The following is a 23,347-nucleotide window of genomic DNA, read 5'->3' as shown; positions in this document are numbered from 1 at the left end:
TGCCCTAGATATTGAAGATATTCGAGATATTATTAGTATCGAAAATCAAAACTAGGGTCTTTCCCCCTACACTCATTAAAAAAGTCATCTTTCGATGACTTTTTTTTATCCTTATTATATTAAGACTCTTTACGATGTATAGGTATTTACCTATGTGTTTGATAAAATATACTTATTTCCTATATTATAAATGTCAATAAAAAAGTGGTTCTTCCTGACTTTTGGTGATAAAACGCTTTACCTGATATAATGAAAAGACATCGTAGAGAGGTATATCATCATGAATCTTAATGTCTTTTTCCCTGAAAATCTTATGATTCAATCCATTGAAAATAATGAGCATATAATCTTGATTTGTTTAAAATCTGAATCAAAATTTAACCACTGTCCCTTATGTGGGATGAAAAGTCACCAGGTACACAGTACGTATCTTAGAAAACCATTAGATGCGTCTATCCTTAATAAACCTGTTCAATTAAGGATACAAGCTAAAAAGTTTTTTTGTTTAAATCCTAACTGTAAACGTCAAATTTTTACTGAAAGATTTACTGGCTTTTTAAATGCCTATCGGCGTTTAACCATTCGTCTTGAAGAGGTTTTTCTTCAATTATCATTATCGATGAGTGCGGAAGCTTTATCACGCTTTCTTTTTAAACTTGGATATAAACGAAGTGGAGATGCACTATTAGATTTATTACGACGTATCGATTCTACTGAAAAAGATATAAAAAATCAGTCATTAACCCACATTGGGGTTGATGACTTTTCTTTTCGTCGAGGGGTCGACTTTGGAACGGTTATTTGTGATTTAGAAACGCATCGTCCGGTTGAAATTCTGGCCTCTCGTTCGACTCAAGCGTTTAAAGAATGGTTGGAAAAACATCCCTCAGTTGAATTAGTGACACGTGATCGTGCAACAACTTATACTAAAGCCATTCATTTAACGAATCCTAACATTATTCAGGTTGCCGACAAGTGGCACTTTCTTAAAAACCTATTAACGGTTGTTAAAGAAACCATTAGTTCTCGTTTTCCTAAAGGATGGTTTATCATGCCTGAATCTTCAATCACTAAAAAAACAGATCCAGCGACAGATATAACGATTACTAACGTGAACTCAATATCCAGTCATGAATCATTATCTGAAAAGGAACAAGCAAAATGGGCACTCATTTTGGAGATTCAAAAGGTCTACCAACAAGTAGGCTCTATTCGTCAAACAGCCAGACAACTTAAGTTAAGTCGGACAACCGTAGCGAAGTATATTCAGTTATCTGAACCTCCCAAGCAAATACGAAAGCCCCGTGTTAATCAATTTGTCCCCTATTTAAATCAAATCACACAATGGTGTCAGGAGGGAAAAACTGCTCGTTGGATTCATGAACAACTCATCCACCAAGGGTTTAAAGGAGGAGCTTCTTCAACTCGTCGAAAAGTTCAAGAAATTAAAGCAAATCTCCCCGTAAAAACAAGTGAGAAGGCAACAGAAAAAATATCAAAAAAATCTAGTAAATTATTGAAAGCAACGAAGTTTCAACTCACCTCATTCATTTGGCGAAAACCAACGTCTTTAACTCAACCAGAATTAAATTTATTAAATGAACTCTTTCAAGCTCATGCAGACTTAAGTGAACTATATACAGCCATCCAAGTATTTAGAGATTTGGTCACGATGGGGCAAGTATTCAAATTATCTCAATGGCTAGAACGTTACGCTACTCATGAGATTAAATTACTGCGTGAGTTTTGTCTTCGAATGAAACGTGATGAGCAATCGATCAGTAACGCATTAGTTTATCCATACACTAATGCGATTTGTGAAGGGAATGTCAACCGAATTAAAATGATTAAACGCCAAATGTATGGACGAGCAAGTTTTGAACTTCTACGTATTAAAGTGCTCTATTCCTAGAAAGGGCTTTTCACCAAAATAGCGGAAGAATCACATTTATGTTAGCATTCATACTATATAATGAAAAAGCATGTAAAATATTCATGTTAAGGTAATTTGTTGCACTGTGAGTGTTTTTTTAAAAAGGAGCGTTGTTATGGAAAAGAAAACATTAGATTCAAAGATTTTATGGGAGTTATTTAGGTCCACTTTTATTTTAAGTGCTTCGACTTTTGGGGGTGGATTCGTTATTGTTTCTCTGATGAAAAAGAAATTTGTAGAAGAACTAGGATGGTTAGAGGAAAGTGAAATGCTTGATATTACGGCTATTGCGCAATCTTCTCCAGGACCTATCCCAATCAATGCATCAGTTATTCTAGGTTATCGTATGCAAGGGATTATCGGATCATTAGTCGCGATTTTAGGGACATCAATTCCTCCTATTTTTATTATTTCGGTCATCTCTTTATTTTATAAGCAATTTAGAGAAAGTACAGTGATTGCGACTGCCCTTATGGTTATGCGTGCTGGGGTTGCCGCTGTTATTTGTGATGTTGTCATTAAACTTGCACAAAATATCATTAAAACAAAAAGTGTTCTTTATACATCGCTCATGTTTATTACTTTCATCATGACATATGTTTTTGGCATTAGTGCTATGACAGTTATCTTCCTATGCCTAGGCATCGGTTTTGTTACTTTATTTATGGAAATTGTGAAATCAAAACAGCAAGTGGTAAAGGAGGGCTAAAACAATGAGTATCATTTGGAGTTTATTTTTAAGTTTTATTCAAGTTGGATTATTTAGCGTTGGGGGTGGCTACGCCGCACTTCCTCTTATTCAAAATCAAATTGTTAATATTCGTGAATTAATGACATTAGCCGAATTTGCGGATCTCGTAACTATTGCAGAGATGACACCGGGACCTATTTCAATTAATGCGGCAACTTTTGTTGGAACAAAATTAAGTGGATTACCTGGTGCTTTAATCTGTACAATTGGTGTTATTATTCCATCATTCATCATTTGTTTAACATTGGCTCATTTTTACTACAAATATCGTAATTTTTCTGGTGTCCAAACCATTTTAGCAAGTTTAAGACCAGCGGTTGTGGCCCTTATTTCATCAGCTGGATTATCAATTTTAACACTTGCGATTTTCCAAGCTGAAAAACAAGATATTGTATTATCAAACTTTCGAATTGTTGAATTCTTATTGTTCGTTGTAGGATTAGTGGCCATCCGTAAATTCAAAGTTGGACCTATCCCAGTTATTTTTGGTTCGGGATTTATTGGGACACTTATTTACTTACTTCCAACGTTATTTTAATGCAGACAGTCTAAAAAATACTTTAATGAATCTGATAAAAATTTATTTTTATGGTACACAACATAAATTTCTCTTGATAATGAAACTTCTTCAAGGGCAATCTTATGTAGTGTGCCTTTTTTTAAATCTTCTTCGACAACTAAACTCGATAAAATTGCAATCCCCCGTGATTGAATCGCTGCCTGTTTTATAGATAATGTATCGGAGCTACTCCATCTTTCAAAAACATCAACTCGATATTCCTTTAAGATATTATCAAAAATAATCTTCGTCCCACTTCCCTCTTCGCGGGCAATAATATCTTGCCCTTGGAGATCGTAGATGCTTAATTTATCACATCCGTAAAAAGGATGTTGCTTTCCAACAACCAAAATTAATTGATCTTCATAGACCGATTTAGAGATTAAATCTTTACTCGATACCTTTCCTTCAACTAAGGCAACATCTAACTTACTCGATAATAAAAGTCTTTCAATCTTTCTTGTATTACGAATCATAACCTGTGTTTTAATCTTCGGATGCTGCTCGTTAAACTCATTTAAAATACGGTTTATTAATGACCCCCCGACAGTAATAGAGGCACCAATTCGTAAAGAAATAACATCCGACTTATTTTTCATCATCGTTTCCATTTCATCAAATGATTGAATAAGGTGCGTCGCGTACTTTAATAGGGCCTCTCCACTTTGCGTGAGATACAATTTTTTTGACAAACGTTCGAACAATCTTACACCATAATATTGTTCTAACTCTTTAATAGCCTGACTAACCGACGGTTGGGTAATAAAAAGTTGTTCGGCTGCTGCACTCATATTTTGTAGTGATGCGACCGTAATAAAAATACGTAAATGACGAATACTCATCAAAAATTACCTCCTAATTTATATCAAACAAGTCATCATTTTACTTGATTTGTATCTTTTATCATAGCACTACACCGAAAGATCATCAACAAAAAAGATTGGCGTGGAGTATCTCCCCGTACCAATCTTTTTTAATCTTATTCTGCTCGAAGTGCAATCACCGGGTCCTTTTTAGACGCTAATCGCGAAGGAATTAAGCCTGCTATCATCGTTAGGATAACGCTAATAACGACTAACACAATGGCACCACCTAATGGTAAAGCTGCTAGATTATTAACACCTGATAAATGAGAAATAATCGAATTAATCGGGATATTCAATAAATACGTTACACCGATTCCAATCATTCCAGCTGCAAAACCAACAATCACCGTCTCCGCGTTGAAGACACGTGAAATATCGCGCTTAGAGGCACCCATACTTCTTAAAATTCCAATCTCCTTTGTTCGTTCAAGAACAGAAATATACGTAATAATCCCAATCATAATTGATGAAACAACCAATGAAATGGACACAAACCCAATAAGTAAATATGTAATCATATCAATAATAGAGGTCATAGAGGAAGTCATAAGACCGACCATATCTGTATATTCAATTGTATTACTATCATGCCCCGCTTTTTGTTGGTCCTCATTATATTGTTCAATAGCTTGAGTTACAGTCTCTCGCGAGCTAAAATCCTTTAAATATAGGGAAATCGTCGCTGGCTTATTTAAATCACGGGCACCCAATAGTTGTAAATTATTATCATAACTTGCTGATAATGTATCTGCATAAGCTTTCAAATAATTAACCTGCTCACTCTCTGGAAGGGCAGCTAACATCATTTTTTGTTCGTCTGTTAACTGTGATAATAGCTCCTCCTGTGTTGTAAATTCTCCTGTGGCAAACGGCTGATTTGTGAATACATTGATTGTTGCATTTGCCTTTTGTTCTTGGACAATCTCACTCTGATTGATCTTTTCAATCACGTAATCGATTAAATCACGACGATAGGCCACAGTTCCCGAAATGGTTGTTGCAACTGCCTCTTTATTTGGTCGAATGATTCCAACCACCTGAATTGGAATAGATTTTTCACTGATTAAGGTTGAAAGATAAGTCTCATCCGCTGTACGATCGACCCAGGTATCTCCAACTTTTTCATAATAATCAGAATTTAAGACAAGTTTGAATTCTTGCTTTAAAATGTCATCATAGGTATACGATTGCTTTGGATACTTGTCATAATCAATCGCCACTCCCTCTTCAACCGCTGCTTGGATTTCTTTATATTCCTCAACATCTTTTAATCCTAACGCATAAAGTGTCATATCCGAAATTTCATTCGAGTCATCGACAACCACAACCACCTCATTAAAGTTCTGAGGCCAAGCTCCTGCAATTAAATCATATTGCCCAAAAAGTAACTCTTGGTTATCTATCATCTCGGTCCAGATTCCCGTCGATGACATTCCCACGGCACTTCCTAACTCTTCATTCATCATCTGTGATTGCTCTGTTTCAAGTAGTGGACTAGGATTAACTTTAATCATTCCATCCTGTGTATCAGATTTATAAATTTGTAAATCTAGATCGTACCCATATTGAATCGCATTTGTTTGATCTTTAATTACCTGTCCATCCTTGCTCTCTAAAAACGATTTAAACTGAGCTAAATTATTATCTGAAAGTTTAACCGATGCTAATTGTAATATATCTGCTGCATAACCACCCTGATAAATTTTATCTGTTTCATGCTCCTCTTCTCCACTCATATTTAATAAAGTATCGATATGTTGTTGGCGAGTTGAGAGTAAATCAATTCCCTGTTGCGCAATCGTAATGGGATATGATGATAACGTATCTTCTTGAACTTGATTAATATACTCCCGCATTCCACTTGAGAGCGATAAAATCATTGCAATTCCAATAATTCCGATACTCCCAGCAAAAGCCGTTAAAATCGTTCGTCCTTTTTTAGTTTTTAAGTTGTTAAAGCTTAAAGATAAGGCTGTTAAAAAAGACATTGAAACATGTCGACCTTTTTCTTCCTTTTCCGAAGATGGTGTCTGCACAATCTCTAATGGACTCGTATCATCTTGGATTCTTCCGTCCAATAGCCGAATAATCCGTGTTGAATACTGTTCTGCTAATTCCGGATTATGTGTGACCATGATAACCAATTTATCGCGGGCGATTTCTTTTAATAATTCCATAATTTGAACACTCGTTTCAGTGTCTAATGCACCTGTCGGTTCATCGGCTAATAAAATTTCAGGGTTATTAATTAAGGCCCGAGCAATAGCTACCCGCTGCATTTGTCCCCCTGACATCTGATTCGGCTTCTTATGTAAATGATCCGCCAAACCTACTTTAGTTAAAACCTCAGTAGCACGCCGTCTTCGTTCCGATTTAGACACCCCCGCAAGAGTGAGCGCTAATTCAACATTAGCCAATACTGTTTGATGTGGAATTAAATTATAACTTTGAAAAACAAAACCAATCGACTTATTTCGATAAAGGTCCCAATCTGAATCTTTATATTTTTGTGTTGATACCCCATTAATAATTAAATCACCGGTTGTATATTGATCAAGCCCCCCAATAATATTAAGGAGGGTTGTCTTCCCGGAACCACTTGGTCCTAAAATAGAAACAAATTCATTCGCTCTAAAATTAATGGATACTCCTTTTAACACTTTTTGGGTCGAATCACCAATCATATAATCTTTAACAATATTTTTTAACTGTAACATTTCTCTCCTCCTCTTTTAAGCCTGGATTTTACCACCTTTAAATAAACTCAAAATAAACTCTCCAACTAAAAAAACCTTACAACATATCTATCTTTCATCTAAAGCGCCCTAATAAAACCGTCGCACATAATAAATTACCCCTGCCATTGGGTCTAAAGATCAAGTTTATTTTTCTACGACAAATACTTTATCTATCTCTTCTTCGTCTATTTATGTTTAGCACTCCACGATTTAAAAGTCAGCCTAACTTCTAGGCTACTAAGGTCATTATGGACACTCCCTCATTCTATGATACAAACTTTTGATATATTTTGTTTTTTTCGTTTAAACGTTTTCAAGTCATCCCACAATAAAAGAAAATAAAAGCGGAATAATCCCCGCTCCATTTCAATAATTTATAACAAATGAGAAAATGTGAATCCTTCGCCTCTTCTCAAAAGGAGGAACGTATACTTCATTCACTAAATCGAGTATAATTGACAAAAGAACTATATTCTTTCTAGTCTACTTAGCTGTTGTCAATTTATAACCATTAAACATCAAAAGGAGGTTTCAAATGAAAAGAATTCTATCCGTTCTTTTACTCTGCATCGTTATCTTAACTGGTTGTTCCTCAAATGCTGATGAACTGCTTTTTAAAAATTTTACCGAAACACTTTCGGGTGGAGATTACGCCGCGCTTTATCAGCTACTGAGTGAAGAATCAAAACAAAGAATAACAGAAGAGGAATTTGTAACAAAATACAAAAGTATTTATTCTGGAATTAAAGCCGCACATTTTACATTTGAAATGGGAGAAATTGATCATAAAAATGACATTATCCCTTTCAATTTAACAATGGATACTATCGCAGGAACATTAAAGCTTAAGGATTTTGCACTTCCATTTGTTAAAGAAAATAAGGAGTTAAAAATTCTTTGGAGTGAAAGTTTAATTTTTCCAACGATGAAACGCGGCGATAAAGTACGAATTAGTACGAAAACTGCGAATCGCGGAAGTATTCTCGACCGAAACAATGAAGCTTTAGCGACTGATGGCGACTTAATTAGCGTTGGAATTCACCCCGCCGTATTCGAACAAGAAAATGAAGCTGAAAAAATAGCTAAAATTTCTGAGTTACTCGATATTAGTGAGGAAACTATTACAAAAAAATTAAAGGCAAATACGAATAAGGAATACTTTGTTCCACTGGTTGATCTTCTCCCCGATGCGAAGGCACTCGTCATACTAGAAAGTTTAAATTTAGATGGCGTTATTAAACAGGCAAAACATGGACGTATTTATAAAGACAGCGAAGCCTTTGGAAGATTACTCGGTTACATTCGTCCCATTAATGAGGAAGAGTTGTCAAAAGATACAGAGGGTATTTATACTGCTCAGTCTATGATCGGTAAATCTGGGCTTGAGCAAGTCTATGAAACAACCTTACGTGGAATCAACGGTTATGAAATTTATATCGAGCGTGAGGGTGAAAAAGTTGACACGTTGATTAGTAAGGAACCTGAAAATGGGAAGGATATTCACTTATCCCTCGACTCTAACCTTCAACAAATTGTCTACGATAGTATGAAAGGGCAAAAGGGATCATCGACAGCAGTTGATTCAACAACGGGGGAAGTCTTAGCACTTGTAAGTTCACCTTCCTATAACTCTAACTGGTTTACAACCTATATGACAAAAAGTGTTCAACAACAACGCGAGGCAATTGGTTATGAAGACGAGAAAAACCGATTTGCTAGCCTCTATTCCCCTGGGTCTACATTTAAATTGATTACAGCGGCAACTGGGCTTGAAAATGGAACATTAAATCCAAACGAAGTTAAAACCATCAATGGTTCTACTTGGCAACCTAATCGTTCATGGGGAAATTATAATATTCACCGCATTAACGATCAAACATCTATTAGCCTTAAAGAAGCGATTAAATATTCCGATAATATTTATTTTGCAATGAATGCCCTAGCTATGGGAAGCGACGCTCTTATTCAGGGGGCTAATAATTTCACCATCGGAAGCGATTTAAATATTGGTTACCCAATTAAGGAAAGTCAGATTTCTAATAGTGGATCACTAACGGGAGATATTTTACTAGCAGATACAGGCTACGGACAAGGCGAAATTTTAGTTTCCACTTTAAATATGGCACTTGCGTATAGCTCACTTGCCAACAATGGAAGCATTATGTCCCCGCATCTTGTTTTAAGTGAAGATTATCAGCCAACAGTTTTAAAGGATGCGATTATTTCAGAACAGAATCTATCCATTCTACAAGCCGATTTTCAAGCAGTCGTAAATGATGCTGACGGAACGGGCCACCTTGCTAAAATAAATGGGGTTCAATTAGCCGGAAAAACGGGAACGGCGGAAATCAAATCAACTCAAGGACAAACTGGAAGTGAAAATGGTTGGTTTGTTGCAACTGATTTAGGATCGTCTAAATTATCAGTTGCAATGGTTGTAGAGGATGTCCAAGAAGGTGTCGGCACATTAGGTGTTGTTAAAATGGTTAAAGAGGTTTTCGTTAATTACCTTAAATAATGAAAAAGGTAGGAACTTCTCTCACGAGAGTCTCCTACCTTTTTTTATTTTTCGAGCCATTGGGCTAAATTTTGAGTTAAAAAATGGGGTGAAAATTCAATAATGCGATACGTTTGAATCCCGTATGTATAAAAAGGTTCATTTTCTAAATAGGTTTGTACATGAGCTAAGGAATCGGACTTCATTATAAACAATCCGCCACTCATATCCTCCTTAAGACCTGCCATTAAAATATTTCCCGCGTCCATTTCCTTTTGCGTATAACTCTTATGTTCCATCATTACCTTTTCATTCATTTGTTCTATATGTTGGAGTGTCCCTTCTACCATAAAAAACTTCATTCATAAGCACCTCTATTTCTATTCGTTTCAATTATTCTAATTCAATCACATCACTGTTGTCTATGAAAATACAACTAAACCCTCTACTATATCATTATTTGTCCCGCTGGCCTACAGTCCCGTTATGACGCTTAATTAAAAATAATCGTTATTAGCTTTTTATTAAAGTTTAAGGGGATAAAGAATAAAAGACCTGCCATACCTGAAGGGAGTGGCAAGTCTTTTATGATAATAATAGAAGGAGTCTATACAGAAAATCTGCCTTTAAAAAGAATTCTTAAGGTTAACAATTCTTTTAACTTATTATGGATATTCTTCCTTTTTTTAATCAACACCTTTTATTTTTAGCAAAAAGAAAACTTATAGACAACGTTGTCTATAAGTTTTCTACCTATGCTATAACGGAAGAAAAGACATGATAGTGTAAGCCTTTATTTCTAAAGATTTGCTACCTTCTTTATTATAGCTAATCCTTCCCTTTCTAAACTTAATACTTCATTTAAAATTAGAAATAAGGCAAAATTAAACGCCTATCTACAACTTTTATCTAGAATAGGAATAATCGGTCTATTCCTTTTTTATTTAATGTATTCGTAAATAGCCTGAGATACCCCGCCATTTTTATTATCAGCAGTTATATAATCTGCTACTTCTTTCACTTCCGGTGTCGCATTTCCCATAGCAACCGCAATACCTGCCACTTTTAACATAGATAAATCATTCTCGCTATCTCCAATACACATTACCTGATCTGGTGAAACTTTTAAATATTCTGCTAACTGTTTTACGGCTTCCCCTTTCGAGCTTCCTTTTCTCATTACCTCAAAGTTATTGTTCCAGGAAGATACCACCTCTAAATGGGGGCAACTTTCTTTAAGCTTTGCCTTAATTCGACTTAACTGATCCGCGTTTTGGCCAACACAAACGCCTTTTAACACTTCCCCGTCGAATGGGGCTAATTCATCCAGCGTAGAAATCACCTCTAACCGAATTTTCTGTTGATCAGGTAACGTTTGATTTAATACTTTATAAATATTAGTATCCGGAAGTTCTAGGGTTGAAATGATTCCGAAATTAGCAGTTAAATAAGAGAGTAGTCCCTCCTCTTGCGTTAATTCCATAAACTGCTTAATATCCGACAAATTTAGTGGGTTACAGTAAATTTGTTCACCGTTTGTTCCCCCTATAAAGGCCCCGTTTGAGGCGATAATCGGCGTTTTTAATCCTATCGTTTCAGCATACAGCTTGGCACAATTATAGACCCGTCCTGTTGTAATAGCTACATGGACGCCCTTATCATTAGCATACTTAATTGCCTCTTGATCTACCTGGGCAACTCGTTGCTGATCCATTAACAATGTTCCGTCCATATCAATACAAATTAATTTGATATTCATATACATTCCTCGTTTGGGCGCAAATAAAACCTTTTTAAATTTAAGATGAACCAACTTTTTTTTTTAATGTCATACACGTAAAGAGACGGTACAATTTTTTATCGCACAGTATCTAACGTTTCTTTTAAAATGGAAACAGATTTTGTTAATTGTTTTAACTCGTCTTCTGTAATATTTAAATCAAATACCTCACGAACTCCATCACGATTAATAATGGCTGGAACTCCAGTAAAGATATCATGTAATCCATATTGTCCCTCTAAATATGCTGAGACTGGTAAGACACAGTTTTCATCATTTAAAATGGCTTTAACTAAACGCGTCGTACACATACCGATTCCGTAATAAGTCGCACGTTTACGATCGATGATATGATAAGCCGCATCACGAACATTAACGTAAATTTTGTCTAAGTCTTCTTTCGTAAATTCTGGATGATCTTTTACAATATCTAAAATAGGTTTAACACCAACAGTTGTATGTGACCATAATGGGGTTTCAGTATCCCCATGTTCTCCGACAATATATCCATGAACGTTACGTGGGTCAACTTTTAAATATTTCCCGATTTCATGACGTAAACGTGCAGTGTCTAATGTAGTCCCTGTTCCAATTACACGGTGTTTTGGTAATCCTGATTCTTGCCAAGCAATATAGGTTAAAACATCAACTGGGTTACTTGCAACTAATAAGATTCCGTTAAAACCTGATGCCATAACATTTTTGACAACATCTCGCATAATTTTTGCGTTACGCTCTACTAAAGCTAAACGTGTCTCACCTGGTTGTTGATTGACTCCCGCTGTAATAACAACAACATCTGCCGTTTTACAATCTTCATAAGTTCCTGCCCAAATATTAATTTTTTCGGGCCCGAAAGGAATCCCGTGACTTAAATCCATTGCTTCTCCTTCAGCTTTATCTTTATTAACATCAATTAAAACAAGTTCCTCTGTTCCACCTTGGTTAATCAATGAGTAAGCAAAGCTCATTCCAACAAACCCTGTTCCTACTAATACAACACGTCTAATTTCTTTTTTCATTCACCACTACCTCCTTGGATTGCTATTAAATAGTTTACCTCTTTATTTACTATAGGTAAAATAAATAAATCTAATTAATGTAATAGCATTTATCTATAGTTATACTGCTTAACAATAAACTATTCTTTCAAATTATCCCCAAAATTACCCCCTGTCTATACATCTTCCATTCATCTTTGTAAAAATAACAGCTAGCCTCATTCTAAAATTTAGGAGCTTCATCTTACTTTAAATTCCCTTTATATATGCATTTTTATAAAAAATATGCAAAAATTTAAATTTTTTATTAAAATTTTAATTCTCTGCCACATTTCTTCCTTTTTTTACATCCTAGCTTGTTATAATACTATCGAATCGAATATTTAGGAGGGAGCTTATGAAGAAACTTATCGTAGCTATCATGACTTGCTTCTTTATGGTTTTTAGTTTGTTTGGTTGCCAAACATTAAACGAAAAAGACTCTAAAGAGAACAAGACAGACGTAGTGAATAACGAGTCTTCAGTGAATGAAGGTCAAAAAGATCAAGCCGATAAAGCTGATCAACCTGATTCTAGTTCTAAACAGCAAACCACGGATACCGATTCTAACACTAATACTAATCACGATGCTTCGGATGCATCTGATTCAGATTCTGATTCAGGCTCCAAGCAGAAAACACAAACACAAAAGAAGACGAGTCGACTCTACTATTATGATGTAGAAAAAGAAAAAATGTTTTACGTCGATAAAACAGTCGAACTTGTCGATGGCGCTTATATTAACGCCTTAACAAATGCTCTGAAAAATAATCAAAAAAATGAAGATTTTGTTGCGGTAAACGATGAAACCTTTGTTACATCAGCTAAGCTTGATGAAGAAAAAGGAATTTTAAATGTTTATTTCAATGATAGCTTCGATTTATCAACAGATTTAGATTCAAAAATTGAACCTAAATTTATTGAGTCGCTCGTCAACACTTATGGTTATAACTATAATGTTGAAAAAGTTGCTCTATTCGTTAACAAGGAACCTTATAAAAATCCTAGTGACACCACGTCTAGTGGATATTTTAAAGTTTCGGTCGACGATGCAACCGAGTATGTGAAAAAAGGATAAATCCTTCGGGATTTATCCTTTTTTTCATTTAACTAAAAAACGACATTCCAATCATCACAAGGCCAAGAATCGAAAGAATGGCGCCTAGTGTTCGGATTAAAACAACCTCTGACGCCCGATTGGCAAATTGTGCGGATAACCGCGCCCCCAATAAAGTAAAAAGAATACATAAAAATAAGATAACTAAATCTGGCATTCCGCCAATAATAAAATGAGAAACACCTCCAGTTAATGCAGTGAAGGTCATAATAAAAACGCTCGTCCCAATGGCGGTTTTTAACTCATATCGCAAAACACTTGTTAAAATTAATAATAACATCATTCCGCCACCTGCACCAATAAATCCGCAAATAAACCCGATAAGTCCTCCGCATAAAAGAGATTGGATGATTTTCGTTCGAACCGTTTTTTCATCCGCCACTTCCTTTGGAGTTAGGACAGGCTTCACGATAAATTTAATTCCAACTAATAACATCATATAAATTGAAAAATTCCCCATGATTTGATTAGGTACTAATTTGGAAACATAGCTTCCGATTAGGGTAAATACAAGGACGCTCCCTAACATAACTAAGCCATTTTTTATATCAATATTTTTATTTTTAGCATACGTATAGGCGGATACGGCGCTGGCTAAAACGTCTGAAGCTAAAGCAATCCCTACTGCTTCATAGGCAGAAACACCTAAAAAACTAATTAACATCGGGGAAATCACAGACGCGGCACTAAGCCCTGATAACCCAGTACCTACTCCCGCAAAAAGGCCAGCTATTAAACAGATAACAATTTTTAAAATCACAATGGTTCCCTCCTCTTCTTTCACTCACCCTTTTACTACTCATCCATTGCCATCTTATCACATCACACACCTTCATTTATCTTTTCTACATTTTATATCATTCTATGACTCATTTCCTCGCTTTATTCCATATGAAACAGGGATAAAAGTCGAAAAACTGTCATTATTTTTCGGTTTTTAAGGGGAAATCTTCCCCAACAAAACTTCCCGTCTGGAGAGTTTTTTTCTCCTATTTGATTCATCTCAAGGAAAAGCAACAATCCTGATAGGAGGTTTTTTTATACGATGAACGATTAATGTCTCACGATAACTCTAGAATGGACCGATTCTTTCTGATAAAATGGAATCAGTTTAAAAGGAAACAACAAAATTCTTCAACTTTTACCATCTTAATTGAAGAGCGAATCGCAATACGCGAAAATAATTATTAAAATAATAGTATGGAGGTTTTTTTATTATGACAAAGATATTTGCCCTCTTGGGAACCGCGCTCATTGTTCTCGTCACTTATCTCGCATCAAATAACCGGGAAAAAATTCAATGGAAATCTGTAGGGTTGGCGTTTTTAGGCCAATTTATTCTTGCCTTCTTTCTTATTAAAACCCCTATTTGGATTGGGGTAGAATGGCTTTCAGTAGGCGTTAGCTGGATATTAGATCAATCAAAAATAGGAATTGACTTTGTCTTTGGTGGAATCAGTGATCAGTTTGTGTTCTTTCTTAACTCCTTATTACCTATCGTTTTCATTTCAGCATTAATGGGGATTTTATTTCACCTTAATCTATTACAACGCTTTATTTCTATCGTAAGTAAATGTTTAGCCCGTTTTTTAAAAGTCGATACGTTAGTTGCAACAAACGGAATAGCCAATATGTTTTTAGGTCAAACAGAATCTCTATTCGTCACTAAATCCTATCTTCCTCAGGCAAAAGATAACGTCATCTTTGCAACACTTGTCGGTGGAATGACATCCATTAGTGTATCTGTTGTTGGACTTTACGCCTCTTATGGCGCTTCAATGACATGGATTTTAATTTCTATGCCTCTGACTGTTCTTTCAACATTCGTTCTTACGCAAATTTTCATGCCGACTGAATATGATCGTGAGGTCGTCATTCATGTAGAAAATGATAAAGGGGTCAATGTTATAGAAACAATGATGAACTATGCGATGACGGGATTTAAAAGTGTCATTGGGATCACCGTCGCTCTTATCGTGTTTTTATCTCTTGTTGGAATGATTAATAATTTTATCGCCTTGTTTGCCCCGAACTTATCAATTGAATCAATTTTAGGTGTTCTCTTTACACCAATTGCCTATTTAATGGGAGTCTCTCAAGAAGAAGTTTCGCTCGTCTCTCAAATTCTCGCAACAAAATTAGTGACCAATGAAGCTGTTGCCTTTGCCTTACCCCAATTTAGTGAGTTATCGGAAAATGTAAAAGCGATGATGACTGTTGCACTGTGTGGGTTTGCCGGGATTGGGTCCATTGGAATCCTTGTGGGTGGTTATTCTGCAATCGCCCCAAATAAAGTTCCTGTAGTTGCCCGACTTGGTGTGAAGGCCCTTTTAATCGCCACCCTCGTTAATATTATGACAGCTGGCGTTGTCGGACTCTTCTTATAAAAAAATGGACGATAATTCGTCCATTTTTTTATAAAGTATAAGATCACCGTTCCCAAATCGTTAGATTTTCATATATTACTATTGAAGCTAGTCATTAAATCCGATTAAAATAATGTTCCCCGAAGCTTCAAAGTTCAGCTAACGTGCCCCTGAATTTTGATAAATTATTTTAATCCTTGCCCCTATACGTGGCTAGCTTACTCAATACTAGTTCCCCCTACTAGTTTCATATATATAAAAACCTTCTATCCCCTAGAAGGTTTTTCTTATTTTTAGAAGCTGTCGAGGTCTTGCTCCCCTTGTGGCGACTCCCCATAAACATATTGCCCCGTACATATCAAACGAGCCGGCCCTGTCATATATACCCCATCTTCCTCTTGTTCCATCAGAAGAGTTCCTCCTTTGATAGAAACGGTGATGGATTGATCACACTGGTACAGTTGCCTGCTTAACACAGCACAGGCTGCTGATCCAGTTCCGCAGGCGAGCGTAAGACCCACTCCTTTTTCCCATGTTAAAACCTCAATGTGATGAGGATCAATCACCCGACAAAAGTTCACATTTGTTTTTTGTGGATACATGGCATGATTTTCAATCAGCTCCCCTAAGTGGGTCGCCATCTTCTCATCAATTTCTGAAACGAACATAACCGTATGAATCGTTCCAATAAAGAGGCTACTTATCGTGTAAGGTTCTCCCTCTAATTCAATGGTTTGATTAATGAATTTTCCATCCGATGTCACCTTAGGAACTGCCGGATGAACATAACATGGACATCCCATATTGACTCTAACGTTGCTTTCTTCATTCGTCATAGACACGAGTTCAACCGTCAGCACGCCCGCCAATGTCTCCACCGAAAAAGAGGTTTGCCCCACCAGGCCATGATCATACACATATTTGGCAAAACATCGAATTCCATTTCCACACATCGTAGCTATACTGCCATCAGCATTGTAAAAAATCATTCGAATGTCAGCAACCGTTGAGGGGGCAACAACTATCATCCCATCCGCGCCAATTCCGAATCGTCGATCGCACACATTTTTAGCGAGCGAAGAATACGTAACGCCATCTATCTCAGACTGTTTCACAATAATAAAATCATTTCCCGTTCCTTGATACTTACAAAATTTTAACAAAGGATCCCCTCCCATCAACTCTCAACTGAATACTTTACAACTTCTTTTTTTATCATATTCCCCTTCTTGCAACAATATAACGAAAAATAATAGTTAAATAATTAAAACTTTCCTATCACTAGACGGTTATCTAAAAATATTTTTGTGATGGACATGACTAAAAAAGGTTTAAACCTTCTAAAATGGAACTAATTACTTAATGGCCTACGCACAAGTGACAAGGATCAGAAGAATATGACTCCTCCCCGTTCCTTAGTGGGTAAAATAGTGAAAAGAAGATAAAATTCGTTTGGGATCTTAGATTTCAATGGTTCACAAACAGGGGAACAAGACTCCCCCTTCAAATAAAGTTTAACGGCACGAAGTTTTAACTCCTTAGTAATCTGTACCCTTTGTCAAGGACAAAGAAAAAAACCTAAGCAACTTGAAGCTGATTTCTGTATCCTACAGGAGTCAGCTTTTTTAAATTCCATTGATATCTAAAGTTGTTATGATAATCTATATATTCTTCAATTTCAATGAGTAAATCATCAAATGTCAGTTGATTGGTTATATCTGCTTCATCTTTTAGATGCCCAAAAAATGATTCTTGTGGAGCGTTATCCCAACAATTCCCCTTCCTAGACATTGATTGTTGAATTCCTAATTCCTTTAATTGATTCGAAAATTGCGGACTCGTATAATGCACGCCCTGATCGGAGTGAATAATCGTTTCCTTCGTTAATTGGACAGTCGGATTTTCTTGAAGTTGGTTCAGTGTTTGGAGAACAAAATCTATCTTTAAATGCTCACTTAATTGAAAAGCTAAAACTTCATTTGTTGCACTATCTAAGATGGTCGAGAGATAGGCAGTCTGACCCTTTCCATATTTTAAATAAGTGATATCGGTTAATAGAACTTTATAAGGTTCTAATGGCCTAAATTGACGATTAACAAGATTTGGACAGACACGATGTGCTTGTGTCGCTTTAGCGAGTTTACGATAGGGATTGCTTCGACGAACTTGACTCAATAGTCCATACTTTTTCATGATTCGATGAATAGATTTTAGGTTAAAGATAATGTTGAATTCCCCTTTAAGAACCATCGCTACTTGGCGAATTCCCTTGTTTTTTCGTCCCTTAAAACAAATGGCCTTTTGAATAACTTCTAAACGATGTTGTTCCTCCTTTAATCGCTTTAAACGAGCTTCTTCAGCACATAACGAAAAATAACGATAATAACCTGATCTTGAAACACCAAGACTATCGCATAAATGAGAAATTAAAGATTTAAATTTAGTTGATGTCTGATTCACTACTTGATGAATCATTTGAAACTTTACTTCTTTAGAGACTATTCGAGCATTTTTCTCATGAGTCTCAACTTTTTTAATAATTCGTTCTCAATCTTTAAAACTTCTAATTTAGCCTGCGTGCGTAATAATTGTTCTTCTAGCGTTAACTCTCGTTTTAGGGACCTTCCAGAATTCTTAGTACGACTATCATCCAATCCTAATGGGCCCTGGGTTTTAAAGGCTTGTTTCCAACGTTTAGCTGCAGAATTCACACGCTGCATGCCAAGCACCGTAACATTAAATCCATAGTATTCGAATATCTCTCGCGGAAACTTTCCTTTCTCGCTCATCATAATAAAGTTCTCCTTAAATTCTTTCGTATAAGTAATCCCTTTTTCAGATACTGACTTAACATATTCGTTTTGTTTGAGTTGTTCAATCTCTTGTGGTGTAAATAACTTCTTGCTCATTTAAAATCCTCCTAAAATCTAATAGTTAATATTATAACAAAAAGGCCCTAGAAGGTAGACTTTTTTTATTTGTCTACTCTCTAGGGTACATTTTATAGAGCTTAGAATAGTTAAAATGGCGATTAATCTTTTTGAATTGTATAAGAAAAAGTACCTCCTTAGTAGACCTTAAAGCTATTCTACCATATGAGATAGGCGCGCTTTTATTTTTTTGTCTACCCCGAAGGTACTATACCAGATTTTTACTTTACTACTTTTTTTAATTATTGACGTAAATCTTCTACCAATTGAGTTTTAGCCGTCGTTTGCTCGTCTTTTTGTTTAATAACACGCGCTGGCATTCCAGCTACAACCGTATAAGGCGCCACATCTTCTGTCACAACAGCTCCTGCAGCAACAACCGCACCTTCTCCTACACGAACACCTTCTAAAATAACGGCATTGGCCCCAATCATTACACCATCTTCAACAATAACGGGAGTTTTACTAGGTGGTTCCAATACACCAGCAATCACGGAACCTGCTCCAACATGAACATTTTTTCCAATCGTTCCGCGTGCCCCAATAACCGCATTCATATCAATCATCGTATTTTCACCAATCTCTGCCCCGATATTCAAAACAGCTCCCATCATAATAACGGCGTTATCTCCAATACTGACCCTATCGCGAATAATAGCACCCGGTTCAATACGCGCTTTAACTTCTTTTAAGTTGAGCATTGGAACCGCCGAATTACGACGATCGTTTTCCATTTCATAGTACGCGATACGATCCTTATTTTGAATAAGAACAGGTTGAACATCCTCATATTCACCAAAAATAACTAGAAATTCTCCTTCTCCAAAGACGCGGCAATTGGGAAACTCCACACCCTTTAAATCACCTTTTACATACACTTTAACGGGCGTACTTTTTTTCGCTTCCTTAATATAACGTGCAATTTCATATGGATCTAACAATCCCACCTGACTCATTCAAAAACCTCCCCTAATTTGCATTCATCACATCATGCATATTATATAACTTAGGCTCACGTTGTGTCACAAACTCAGCTGCCCTAATCGCCTGCTGTGCAAAAATCTTTTTCGATAATGCTGTATGCTTAATCTCAATCATTTCATCTGGACCTGCAAAAATAACCGTATGCTCTCCTGGAATGGTTCCACCACGAACCGAATGAATTCCAATCTCTTTTTCTTCTCGTTTCGTATGGTTTCCTTGGCGACCATAATGGTATTCCATTGAATTATGAAGCTCCTCATTAATTGAACTTGCAATCATAAACGCCGTTCCACTCGGAGCATCCACCTTTTTATTATGATGTTTCTCAATAACCTCAATATCAAATTGGTCATTTAATAAGCGTGTTGCCGTCTTTACCAAATCAAGCAATACATTAACACCTAAAGACGTATTCCCTGAACGGAAAATTGGAATTTGATGAGACGCCTCTACAATCTTTGACTCCTGTTCCTCCGTAAGACCTGTTGTTGCAATGACGGCCGGTACACGGTTTAATAGACAATAATCAATCAATGCATCAATATTCTCTGGTTTTGAAAAATCAATCACCACATCACATGGCACTGTCACTTCCTTCGGAGTTTTAAAAACAGGATATTCATTTTCAAATCGCGTCGGATCTAAATCGATTCCAAACACAACGGTCGTGTGTTGATCCTCTTGCAATAACTCATTTAAAATACGCCCCATCGTTCCATTACAACCACTTAAACCAACTTTTAACATATACATTCACCTCTTACAATAATTGTTGCTTCAACATTTCTTCTTTTAATTTTTCTACATGTTCTGCTGTCATTTCTGTTAGTGGGAGACGAAGTCCACCCACATTCATTCCCATTAAATTCATAGCTGTCTTAACTGGAATTGGATTGACCTCAATAAAGAGCGCATGAACCAATCCATTCATCTCTAACTGTAACTGGCGTGATTTTAAAACATCACCCGTTAAGTATGCTTCAACTAAATCATGCGTTTGTTGAGGTAAGATATTCGCTAATACCGAAATAACTCCTTGTCCACCCAGTGAAAGAATAGGAACAATCATATCATCATTTCCACTGTAGATGAGAAAATCATTTCCACATAAGCGAGCAATTTCGGCTACCTGTGCGATATCTCCACTCGCTTCTTTAATTCCTATAATATTAGGAATTAACGCTAATTCTTTAACGACACATGGCTTTAAGTTAACTCCTGTTCGACCAGGAACATTATACAAAATAATCGGTATATTTACCGCATTCGCAATCATTTCATAATAACGTCTCAGTCCAAGATCTGTCGCCTTATTATAATAAGGGGTCACGACGAGTAATCCATCCACACCGATCGATTCACAATATTGACTTAACTCAAGAGCATACGCTGCATTATTACTCCCTGTTCCGGCAATGACCTTTATACGCTTGCCAACAACATCCACCGTAAATTTAATAACCGAACGACGTTCTTCATCACTCATCGTTGCAGACTCGCCCGTCGTTCCACAAATAATAATGGCATCTGTTTGATTTTGAATATGCCACTCTAATAACTCCTGTAACCGATCGTAGTCTACACTACCATCCGTTTTAAATGGTGTCACGAGTGCCACACCTGATCCTCTAAACATTAGGACATCCCTCCTACATAAATGTCAGTAAAGATTCAGCAATTTGAACCGCATTAGTTGCAGCACCTTTTCTTATGTTATCGGCAACGACCCATAAATTTAAACCAGAATCTACACTAAAGTCACGACGAATTCTTCCAACGTGAACTTCATCATGCCCCGCTACATCAATTGGAAGGGGATAATCTAAGTGATTTTCTTTGCCGTGTACGACAAGATTAGGCACTTGTTCTAATAAGCGATAAACGTCGTCTAACTCAAACTCTTTTTCAAATTCTAAATTCATAGAAACGCAGTGTCCGTATTTTACAGGCACGCGTGCCGTTGTCGCTGTAATTTTAATTTCTTGGTCGTTTAGGATTTTTTTCGTTTCCTCAATCATCTTAATTTCTTCTTTCGTATATCCATTATCAAAGAAAATATCAATGTGAGGTAGACAGTTTCCTGTAATTGGGTGTGGATAAAATTTTTGTGTTCCATCTTCTAAATCTCTTAAGCCTTTAATCCCTGATCCAGACACTGCCTGATAAGTTGAATAAACAATTCGTTTAATTTGATACGCCTCGTGTAAGACACGTAATGGAACAACCGACTGAATGGTTGAACAATTTGGATTAGCGATTAAATAATCGTCTGGTGTTAACGTGTCCCCATTCACCTCTGGAACAATTAACGCAACCTCTGGATCCATTCGCCATGCACTTGAATTATCAACGACACGTACCCCTTTAGATACAGCGATAGGTGCAAATTTTTTACTCACTTCTCCTCCTGCTGAAAATAAGGCAATGTCAATAGGGTAATCGAATGATTGCTCCGTTAATTCTTCAACAACATAAGTCTCACCCTTAAATGTGATTTCCTTTCCTGCCGAACGGCTTGATGCAAAACAGTACAGGTGATGAATAGGAAAGTTTCTTTCTTCCAACACCTTTAAAAAAGTTTGCCCGACTAATCCAGTCGCCCCAACAATCGCAACATTAACCCCACTCATTTCACACACTCCCTAATAAATTTTTAGTAAATTTCCAACTTCCTGATAAAGTTTAAGTCCCCGCATAAAAACCTCATCACTAAAATTAAATTTTGAATGATGTAAAGGGTACGTAAATCCCCGTTCCTCATTTCGAGTTCCTAGCATAAAAAACAATCCCGGAACTTCCTTCTGATAATAAGCGAAATCCTCCGCAATCATCATCGGGTCCATTTCAACCATCGATGAGGCGAGGGAAGAAGACTTAATCAATTCCACTAAATGAGCATCATTTACGATACACGGGTACATATCTCTAAATGTTGTCGTAATTCGGGCCTTAAACATCGACTCAAGACCTTGATTAATCTCAACCATTCGACGCTTTATCGTTTCATAAACCTCTTCACTAAATGCTCGAATCGTTCCCGTCAACTCTACTTCTTCTGCAATAATATTTCGCCGTTCTCCACCATGCATCGTCCCAATCGTTAAAACACCACAAGAAATAGGGTTTAAATTACGACTAACAATCGTCTGATAACTCATTAATAACTGTGAAGCAATGACTAACGCATCCGTTGATAAATGTGGTAAAGCCCCATGACCTCCACGGCCCTGCACCTTAATATCAACCTCACCCGTCTGAGCCGTTATCACACCTTTTCTAAGACCGAACTTTCCTTCTTCAATTTCTGGATACAGATGTAAGCCAAAAATGTATTGAACGTGATACTTCGTGAACACCCCTTCGGAAACAACGACCTCGGCACCTCCAGGGCCCTCTTCCGCGGGTTGAAAAATTAGTAGAACGCTCTTTTTTAGTTCATTGATGGTCGATAAATATGTCGCAAATCCTAAAAGAATGGACATGTGACCATCATGACCACATCCGTGCATTTGCCCCTCATGAATAGAAGGATGCTCCATCTGAGTTTCTTCAGTTAAACTAAGACCATCCATATCCGCCCGAAAAGCAATACATGCTTCACTCTCTCCTCGGCGATAGGCGAGGAGTCCTGTCTTTGCCGTAGGATATACCTCGTATCCTAATTGAAGTAATTGTTCTTTAAGATAGGCTGATGTCTTAAACTCACAAAAGCCTAGTTCAGGAATTTGATGCAAATACCTCCGATGAGACTTCATTATTTCATTTAAATCCATCTGTCATCCCCCC

The 23,347-nt window shown here is 36.6% G+C and carries 19 protein-coding genes; 6 read left to right on the top strand and 13 right to left on the bottom strand.

The genetic code is table 11. The annotated features are described in order from the left end of the window. Positions 1 to 280 precede the first annotated feature (280 nt). The 3 genes from AACH31_RS01990 (at position 281) to AACH31_RS01980 (ending at position 3,222) form a co-directional block, all read left to right on the top strand. The gene (locus AACH31_RS01990; RefSeq protein WP_304407259.1) at positions 281 to 1,912 is read left to right on the top strand and encodes an ISL3 family transposase; all 1,632 of its coding nucleotides are present in this window, start codon (positions 281 to 283) and stop codon (positions 1,910 to 1,912) included. A 136-nt stretch (positions 1,913 to 2,048) separates the two neighbouring features. After that, positions 2,049 to 2,642 (top strand): chromate transporter, encoded by a 594-nt coding sequence (locus AACH31_RS01985; RefSeq protein WP_161831939.1) that lies wholly within the window; start codon positions 2,049 to 2,051, stop codon positions 2,640 to 2,642. A gap of 4 nt (positions 2,643 to 2,646) precedes the next feature. Next, on the top strand, positions 2,647 to 3,222 hold the full coding sequence (locus AACH31_RS01980; protein ID WP_161831938.1) for a chromate transporter: 576 nt from the start codon (positions 2,647 to 2,649) through the stop codon (positions 3,220 to 3,222). On the opposite strand, the gene AACH31_RS01975 is transcribed toward AACH31_RS01980, so the two are convergent. Together AACH31_RS01975 and AACH31_RS01970 are read right to left on the bottom strand one after the other, a co-directional pair. Continuing rightward, on the bottom strand, positions 3,219 to 4,085 hold the full coding sequence (locus tag AACH31_RS01975) for a LysR family transcriptional regulator (RefSeq protein WP_161831937.1): 867 nt from the start codon (positions 4,083 to 4,085) through the stop codon (positions 3,219 to 3,221). The genes AACH31_RS01980 and AACH31_RS01975 overlap by 4 nt on opposite strands. A 137-nt stretch (positions 4,086 to 4,222) precedes the next feature. Continuing rightward, entirely contained in the window at positions 4,223 to 6,826 is a 2,604-nt protein-coding gene (locus tag AACH31_RS01970; protein WP_161831936.1) for an ABC transporter ATP-binding protein/permease, read from the bottom strand. Between the two features lie 556 nt (positions 6,827 to 7,382). Here AACH31_RS01970 and AACH31_RS01965 point away from each other — a divergent pair. Further along, entirely contained in the window at positions 7,383 to 9,365 is a 1,983-nt protein-coding gene (locus tag AACH31_RS01965) for a penicillin-binding transpeptidase domain-containing protein (RefSeq protein ID WP_161831935.1), read from the top strand. 44 nt (positions 9,366 to 9,409) lie between these two features. Here AACH31_RS01965 and AACH31_RS01960 read toward each other — a convergent pair whose 3' ends face one another. The 3 genes from AACH31_RS01960 to AACH31_RS01950 all read right to left on the bottom strand — a co-directional run bounded on the left by AACH31_RS01960 (position 9,410) and on the right by AACH31_RS01950 (position 12,146). Beyond that, positions 9,410 to 9,706, bottom strand: a complete 297-nt coding sequence (locus AACH31_RS01960) for a YciI family protein (protein WP_161831934.1) — start codon at positions 9,704 to 9,706, stop codon at positions 9,410 to 9,412. Positions 9,707 to 10,284: 578 nt separating this feature from the next. After that, on the bottom strand, positions 10,285 to 11,103 hold the full coding sequence (locus AACH31_RS01955) for a Cof-type HAD-IIB family hydrolase (protein WP_161831933.1): 819 nt from the start codon (positions 11,101 to 11,103) through the stop codon (positions 10,285 to 10,287). Positions 11,104 to 11,201: 98 nt separating this feature from the next. Beyond that, positions 11,202 to 12,146: an L-lactate dehydrogenase gene (locus AACH31_RS01950; protein WP_161831932.1), complete on the bottom strand. Its 945-nt coding sequence runs from the start codon at positions 12,144 to 12,146 to the stop codon at positions 11,202 to 11,204. Between the two features lie 376 nt (positions 12,147 to 12,522). On the opposite strand from AACH31_RS01950, the gene AACH31_RS01945 reads away from it, so the two are divergent. Then, complete coding sequence (locus tag AACH31_RS01945; RefSeq protein ID WP_262950940.1) at positions 12,523 to 13,242, top strand: GerMN domain-containing protein; 720 nt, start codon at positions 12,523 to 12,525, stop codon at positions 13,240 to 13,242. Between the two features lie 28 nt (positions 13,243 to 13,270). Here the strand turns inward: AACH31_RS01945 and AACH31_RS01940 are convergent, their stop codons facing one another. Continuing rightward, positions 13,271 to 14,041, bottom strand: a complete 771-nt coding sequence (locus tag AACH31_RS01940) for a sulfite exporter TauE/SafE family protein (RefSeq protein WP_338617794.1) — start codon at positions 14,039 to 14,041, stop codon at positions 13,271 to 13,273. Positions 14,042 to 14,498: 457 nt separating this feature from the next. Here AACH31_RS01940 and AACH31_RS01935 point away from each other — a divergent pair, with 457 nt between their 5' ends. After that, a complete protein-coding gene (locus tag AACH31_RS01935) occupies positions 14,499 to 15,668 on the top strand; it encodes a NupC/NupG family nucleoside CNT transporter (RefSeq protein ID WP_161831929.1) in 1,170 nt (389 codons plus the stop codon). Positions 15,669 to 15,940: 272 nt separating this feature from the next. Here AACH31_RS01935 and dapF read toward each other — a convergent pair whose 3' ends face one another. From dapF to AACH31_RS01900, 7 genes are all read right to left on the bottom strand, one after another. Then, entirely contained in the window at positions 15,941 to 16,810 is an 870-nt protein-coding gene (gene dapF, locus AACH31_RS01930; protein ID WP_262953824.1) for a diaminopimelate epimerase, read from the bottom strand. A gap of 415 nt (positions 16,811 to 17,225) precedes the next feature. After that, positions 17,226 to 18,556, bottom strand: a protein-coding gene (locus AACH31_RS01925) for an IS3 family transposase (protein WP_432766969.1) whose coding sequence is annotated in 2 segments (ribosomal slippage) — positions 17,226 to 18,152 and positions 18,155 to 18,556 — 1,329 coding nt in all. Because the reading frame shifts where the segments join, the coding sequence is not laid out codon by codon here. A 263-nt stretch (positions 18,557 to 18,819) separates the two neighbouring features. After that, positions 18,820 to 19,533 (bottom strand): 2,3,4,5-tetrahydropyridine-2,6-dicarboxylate N-acetyltransferase, encoded by a 714-nt coding sequence (dapD, locus tag AACH31_RS01920; RefSeq protein ID WP_161831927.1) that lies wholly within the window; start codon positions 19,531 to 19,533, stop codon positions 18,820 to 18,822. Between the two features lie 13 nt (positions 19,534 to 19,546). Continuing rightward, positions 19,547 to 20,308 (bottom strand): 4-hydroxy-tetrahydrodipicolinate reductase, encoded by a 762-nt coding sequence (dapB, locus tag AACH31_RS01915; protein WP_262950935.1) that lies wholly within the window; start codon positions 20,306 to 20,308, stop codon positions 19,547 to 19,549. A 13-nt stretch (positions 20,309 to 20,321) separates the two neighbouring features. Further along, a complete protein-coding gene (gene dapA, locus AACH31_RS01910; RefSeq protein ID WP_338617793.1) occupies positions 20,322 to 21,197 on the bottom strand; it encodes a 4-hydroxy-tetrahydrodipicolinate synthase in 876 nt (291 codons plus the stop codon). Positions 21,198 to 21,210: 13 nt separating this feature from the next. Further along, complete coding sequence (locus AACH31_RS01905; RefSeq protein ID WP_161831924.1) at positions 21,211 to 22,191, bottom strand: aspartate-semialdehyde dehydrogenase; 981 nt, start codon at positions 22,189 to 22,191, stop codon at positions 21,211 to 21,213. Positions 22,192 to 22,203: 12 nt separating this feature from the next. Continuing rightward, the gene (locus AACH31_RS01900; protein ID WP_338617791.1) at positions 22,204 to 23,334 is read right to left on the bottom strand and encodes a M20 metallopeptidase family protein; all 1,131 of its coding nucleotides are present in this window, start codon (positions 23,332 to 23,334) and stop codon (positions 22,204 to 22,206) included. Between the last annotated feature and the right edge of the window lie 13 nt (positions 23,335 to 23,347).

The organism is Turicibacter faecis (genome assembly GCF_037076425.1).
GTDB classification, from domain to species: Bacteria; Bacillota_I; Bacilli_A; order MOL361; family Turicibacteraceae; genus Turicibacter; species Turicibacter faecis.
The sequence above is the reverse complement of the archived record's forward strand: the minus strand, read 5'-3'. Positions and strand labels throughout refer to the sequence as shown.

Excerpts from the sequence above, each read along its gene's own strand:
- AACH31_RS01990 (WP_304407259.1), top strand. The coding sequence starts at position 281 with ATGAATCTTAATGTCTTTTTCCCTGAAAATCTTATGATTCAATCCATT.
- AACH31_RS01985 (WP_161831939.1), top strand. The coding sequence starts at position 2,049 with ATGGAAAAGAAAACATTAGATTCAAAGATTTTATGGGAGTTATTTAGG.
- AACH31_RS01980 (WP_161831938.1), top strand. The coding sequence starts at position 2,647 with ATGAGTATCATTTGGAGTTTATTTTTAAGTTTTATTCAAGTTGGATTA.
- AACH31_RS01975 (WP_161831937.1), bottom strand. The coding sequence starts at position 4,085 with ATGAGTATTCGTCATTTACGTATTTTTATTACGGTCGCATCACTACAA.
- AACH31_RS01970 (WP_161831936.1), bottom strand. The coding sequence starts at position 6,826 with ATGTTACAGTTAAAAAATATTGTTAAAGATTATATGATTGGTGATTCG.
- AACH31_RS01965 (WP_161831935.1), top strand. The coding sequence starts at position 7,383 with ATGAAAAGAATTCTATCCGTTCTTTTACTCTGCATCGTTATCTTAACT.
- AACH31_RS01960 (WP_161831934.1), bottom strand. The coding sequence starts at position 9,706 with ATGAAGTTTTTTATGGTAGAAGGGACACTCCAACATATAGAACAAATG.
- AACH31_RS01955 (WP_161831933.1), bottom strand. The coding sequence starts at position 11,103 with ATGAATATCAAATTAATTTGTATTGATATGGACGGAACATTGTTAATG.
- AACH31_RS01950 (WP_161831932.1), bottom strand. The coding sequence starts at position 12,146 with ATGAAAAAAGAAATTAGACGTGTTGTATTAGTAGGAACAGGGTTTGTT.
- AACH31_RS01945 (WP_262950940.1), top strand. The coding sequence starts at position 12,523 with ATGAAGAAACTTATCGTAGCTATCATGACTTGCTTCTTTATGGTTTTT.
- AACH31_RS01935 (WP_161831929.1), top strand. The coding sequence starts at position 14,499 with ATGACAAAGATATTTGCCCTCTTGGGAACCGCGCTCATTGTTCTCGTC.
- dapD (WP_161831927.1), bottom strand. The coding sequence starts at position 19,533 with ATGAGTCAGGTGGGATTGTTAGATCCATATGAAATTGCACGTTATATT.
- dapB (WP_262950935.1), bottom strand. The coding sequence starts at position 20,308 with ATGTTAAAAGTTGGTTTAAGTGGTTGTAATGGAACGATGGGGCGTATT.
- dapA (WP_338617793.1), bottom strand. The coding sequence starts at position 21,197 with ATGTTTAGAGGATCAGGTGTGGCACTCGTGACACCATTTAAAACGGAT.
- AACH31_RS01905 (WP_161831924.1), bottom strand. The coding sequence starts at position 22,191 with ATGAGTGGGGTTAATGTTGCGATTGTTGGGGCGACTGGATTAGTCGGG.
- AACH31_RS01900 (WP_338617791.1), bottom strand. The coding sequence starts at position 23,334 with ATGGATTTAAATGAAATAATGAAGTCTCATCGGAGGTATTTGCATCAA.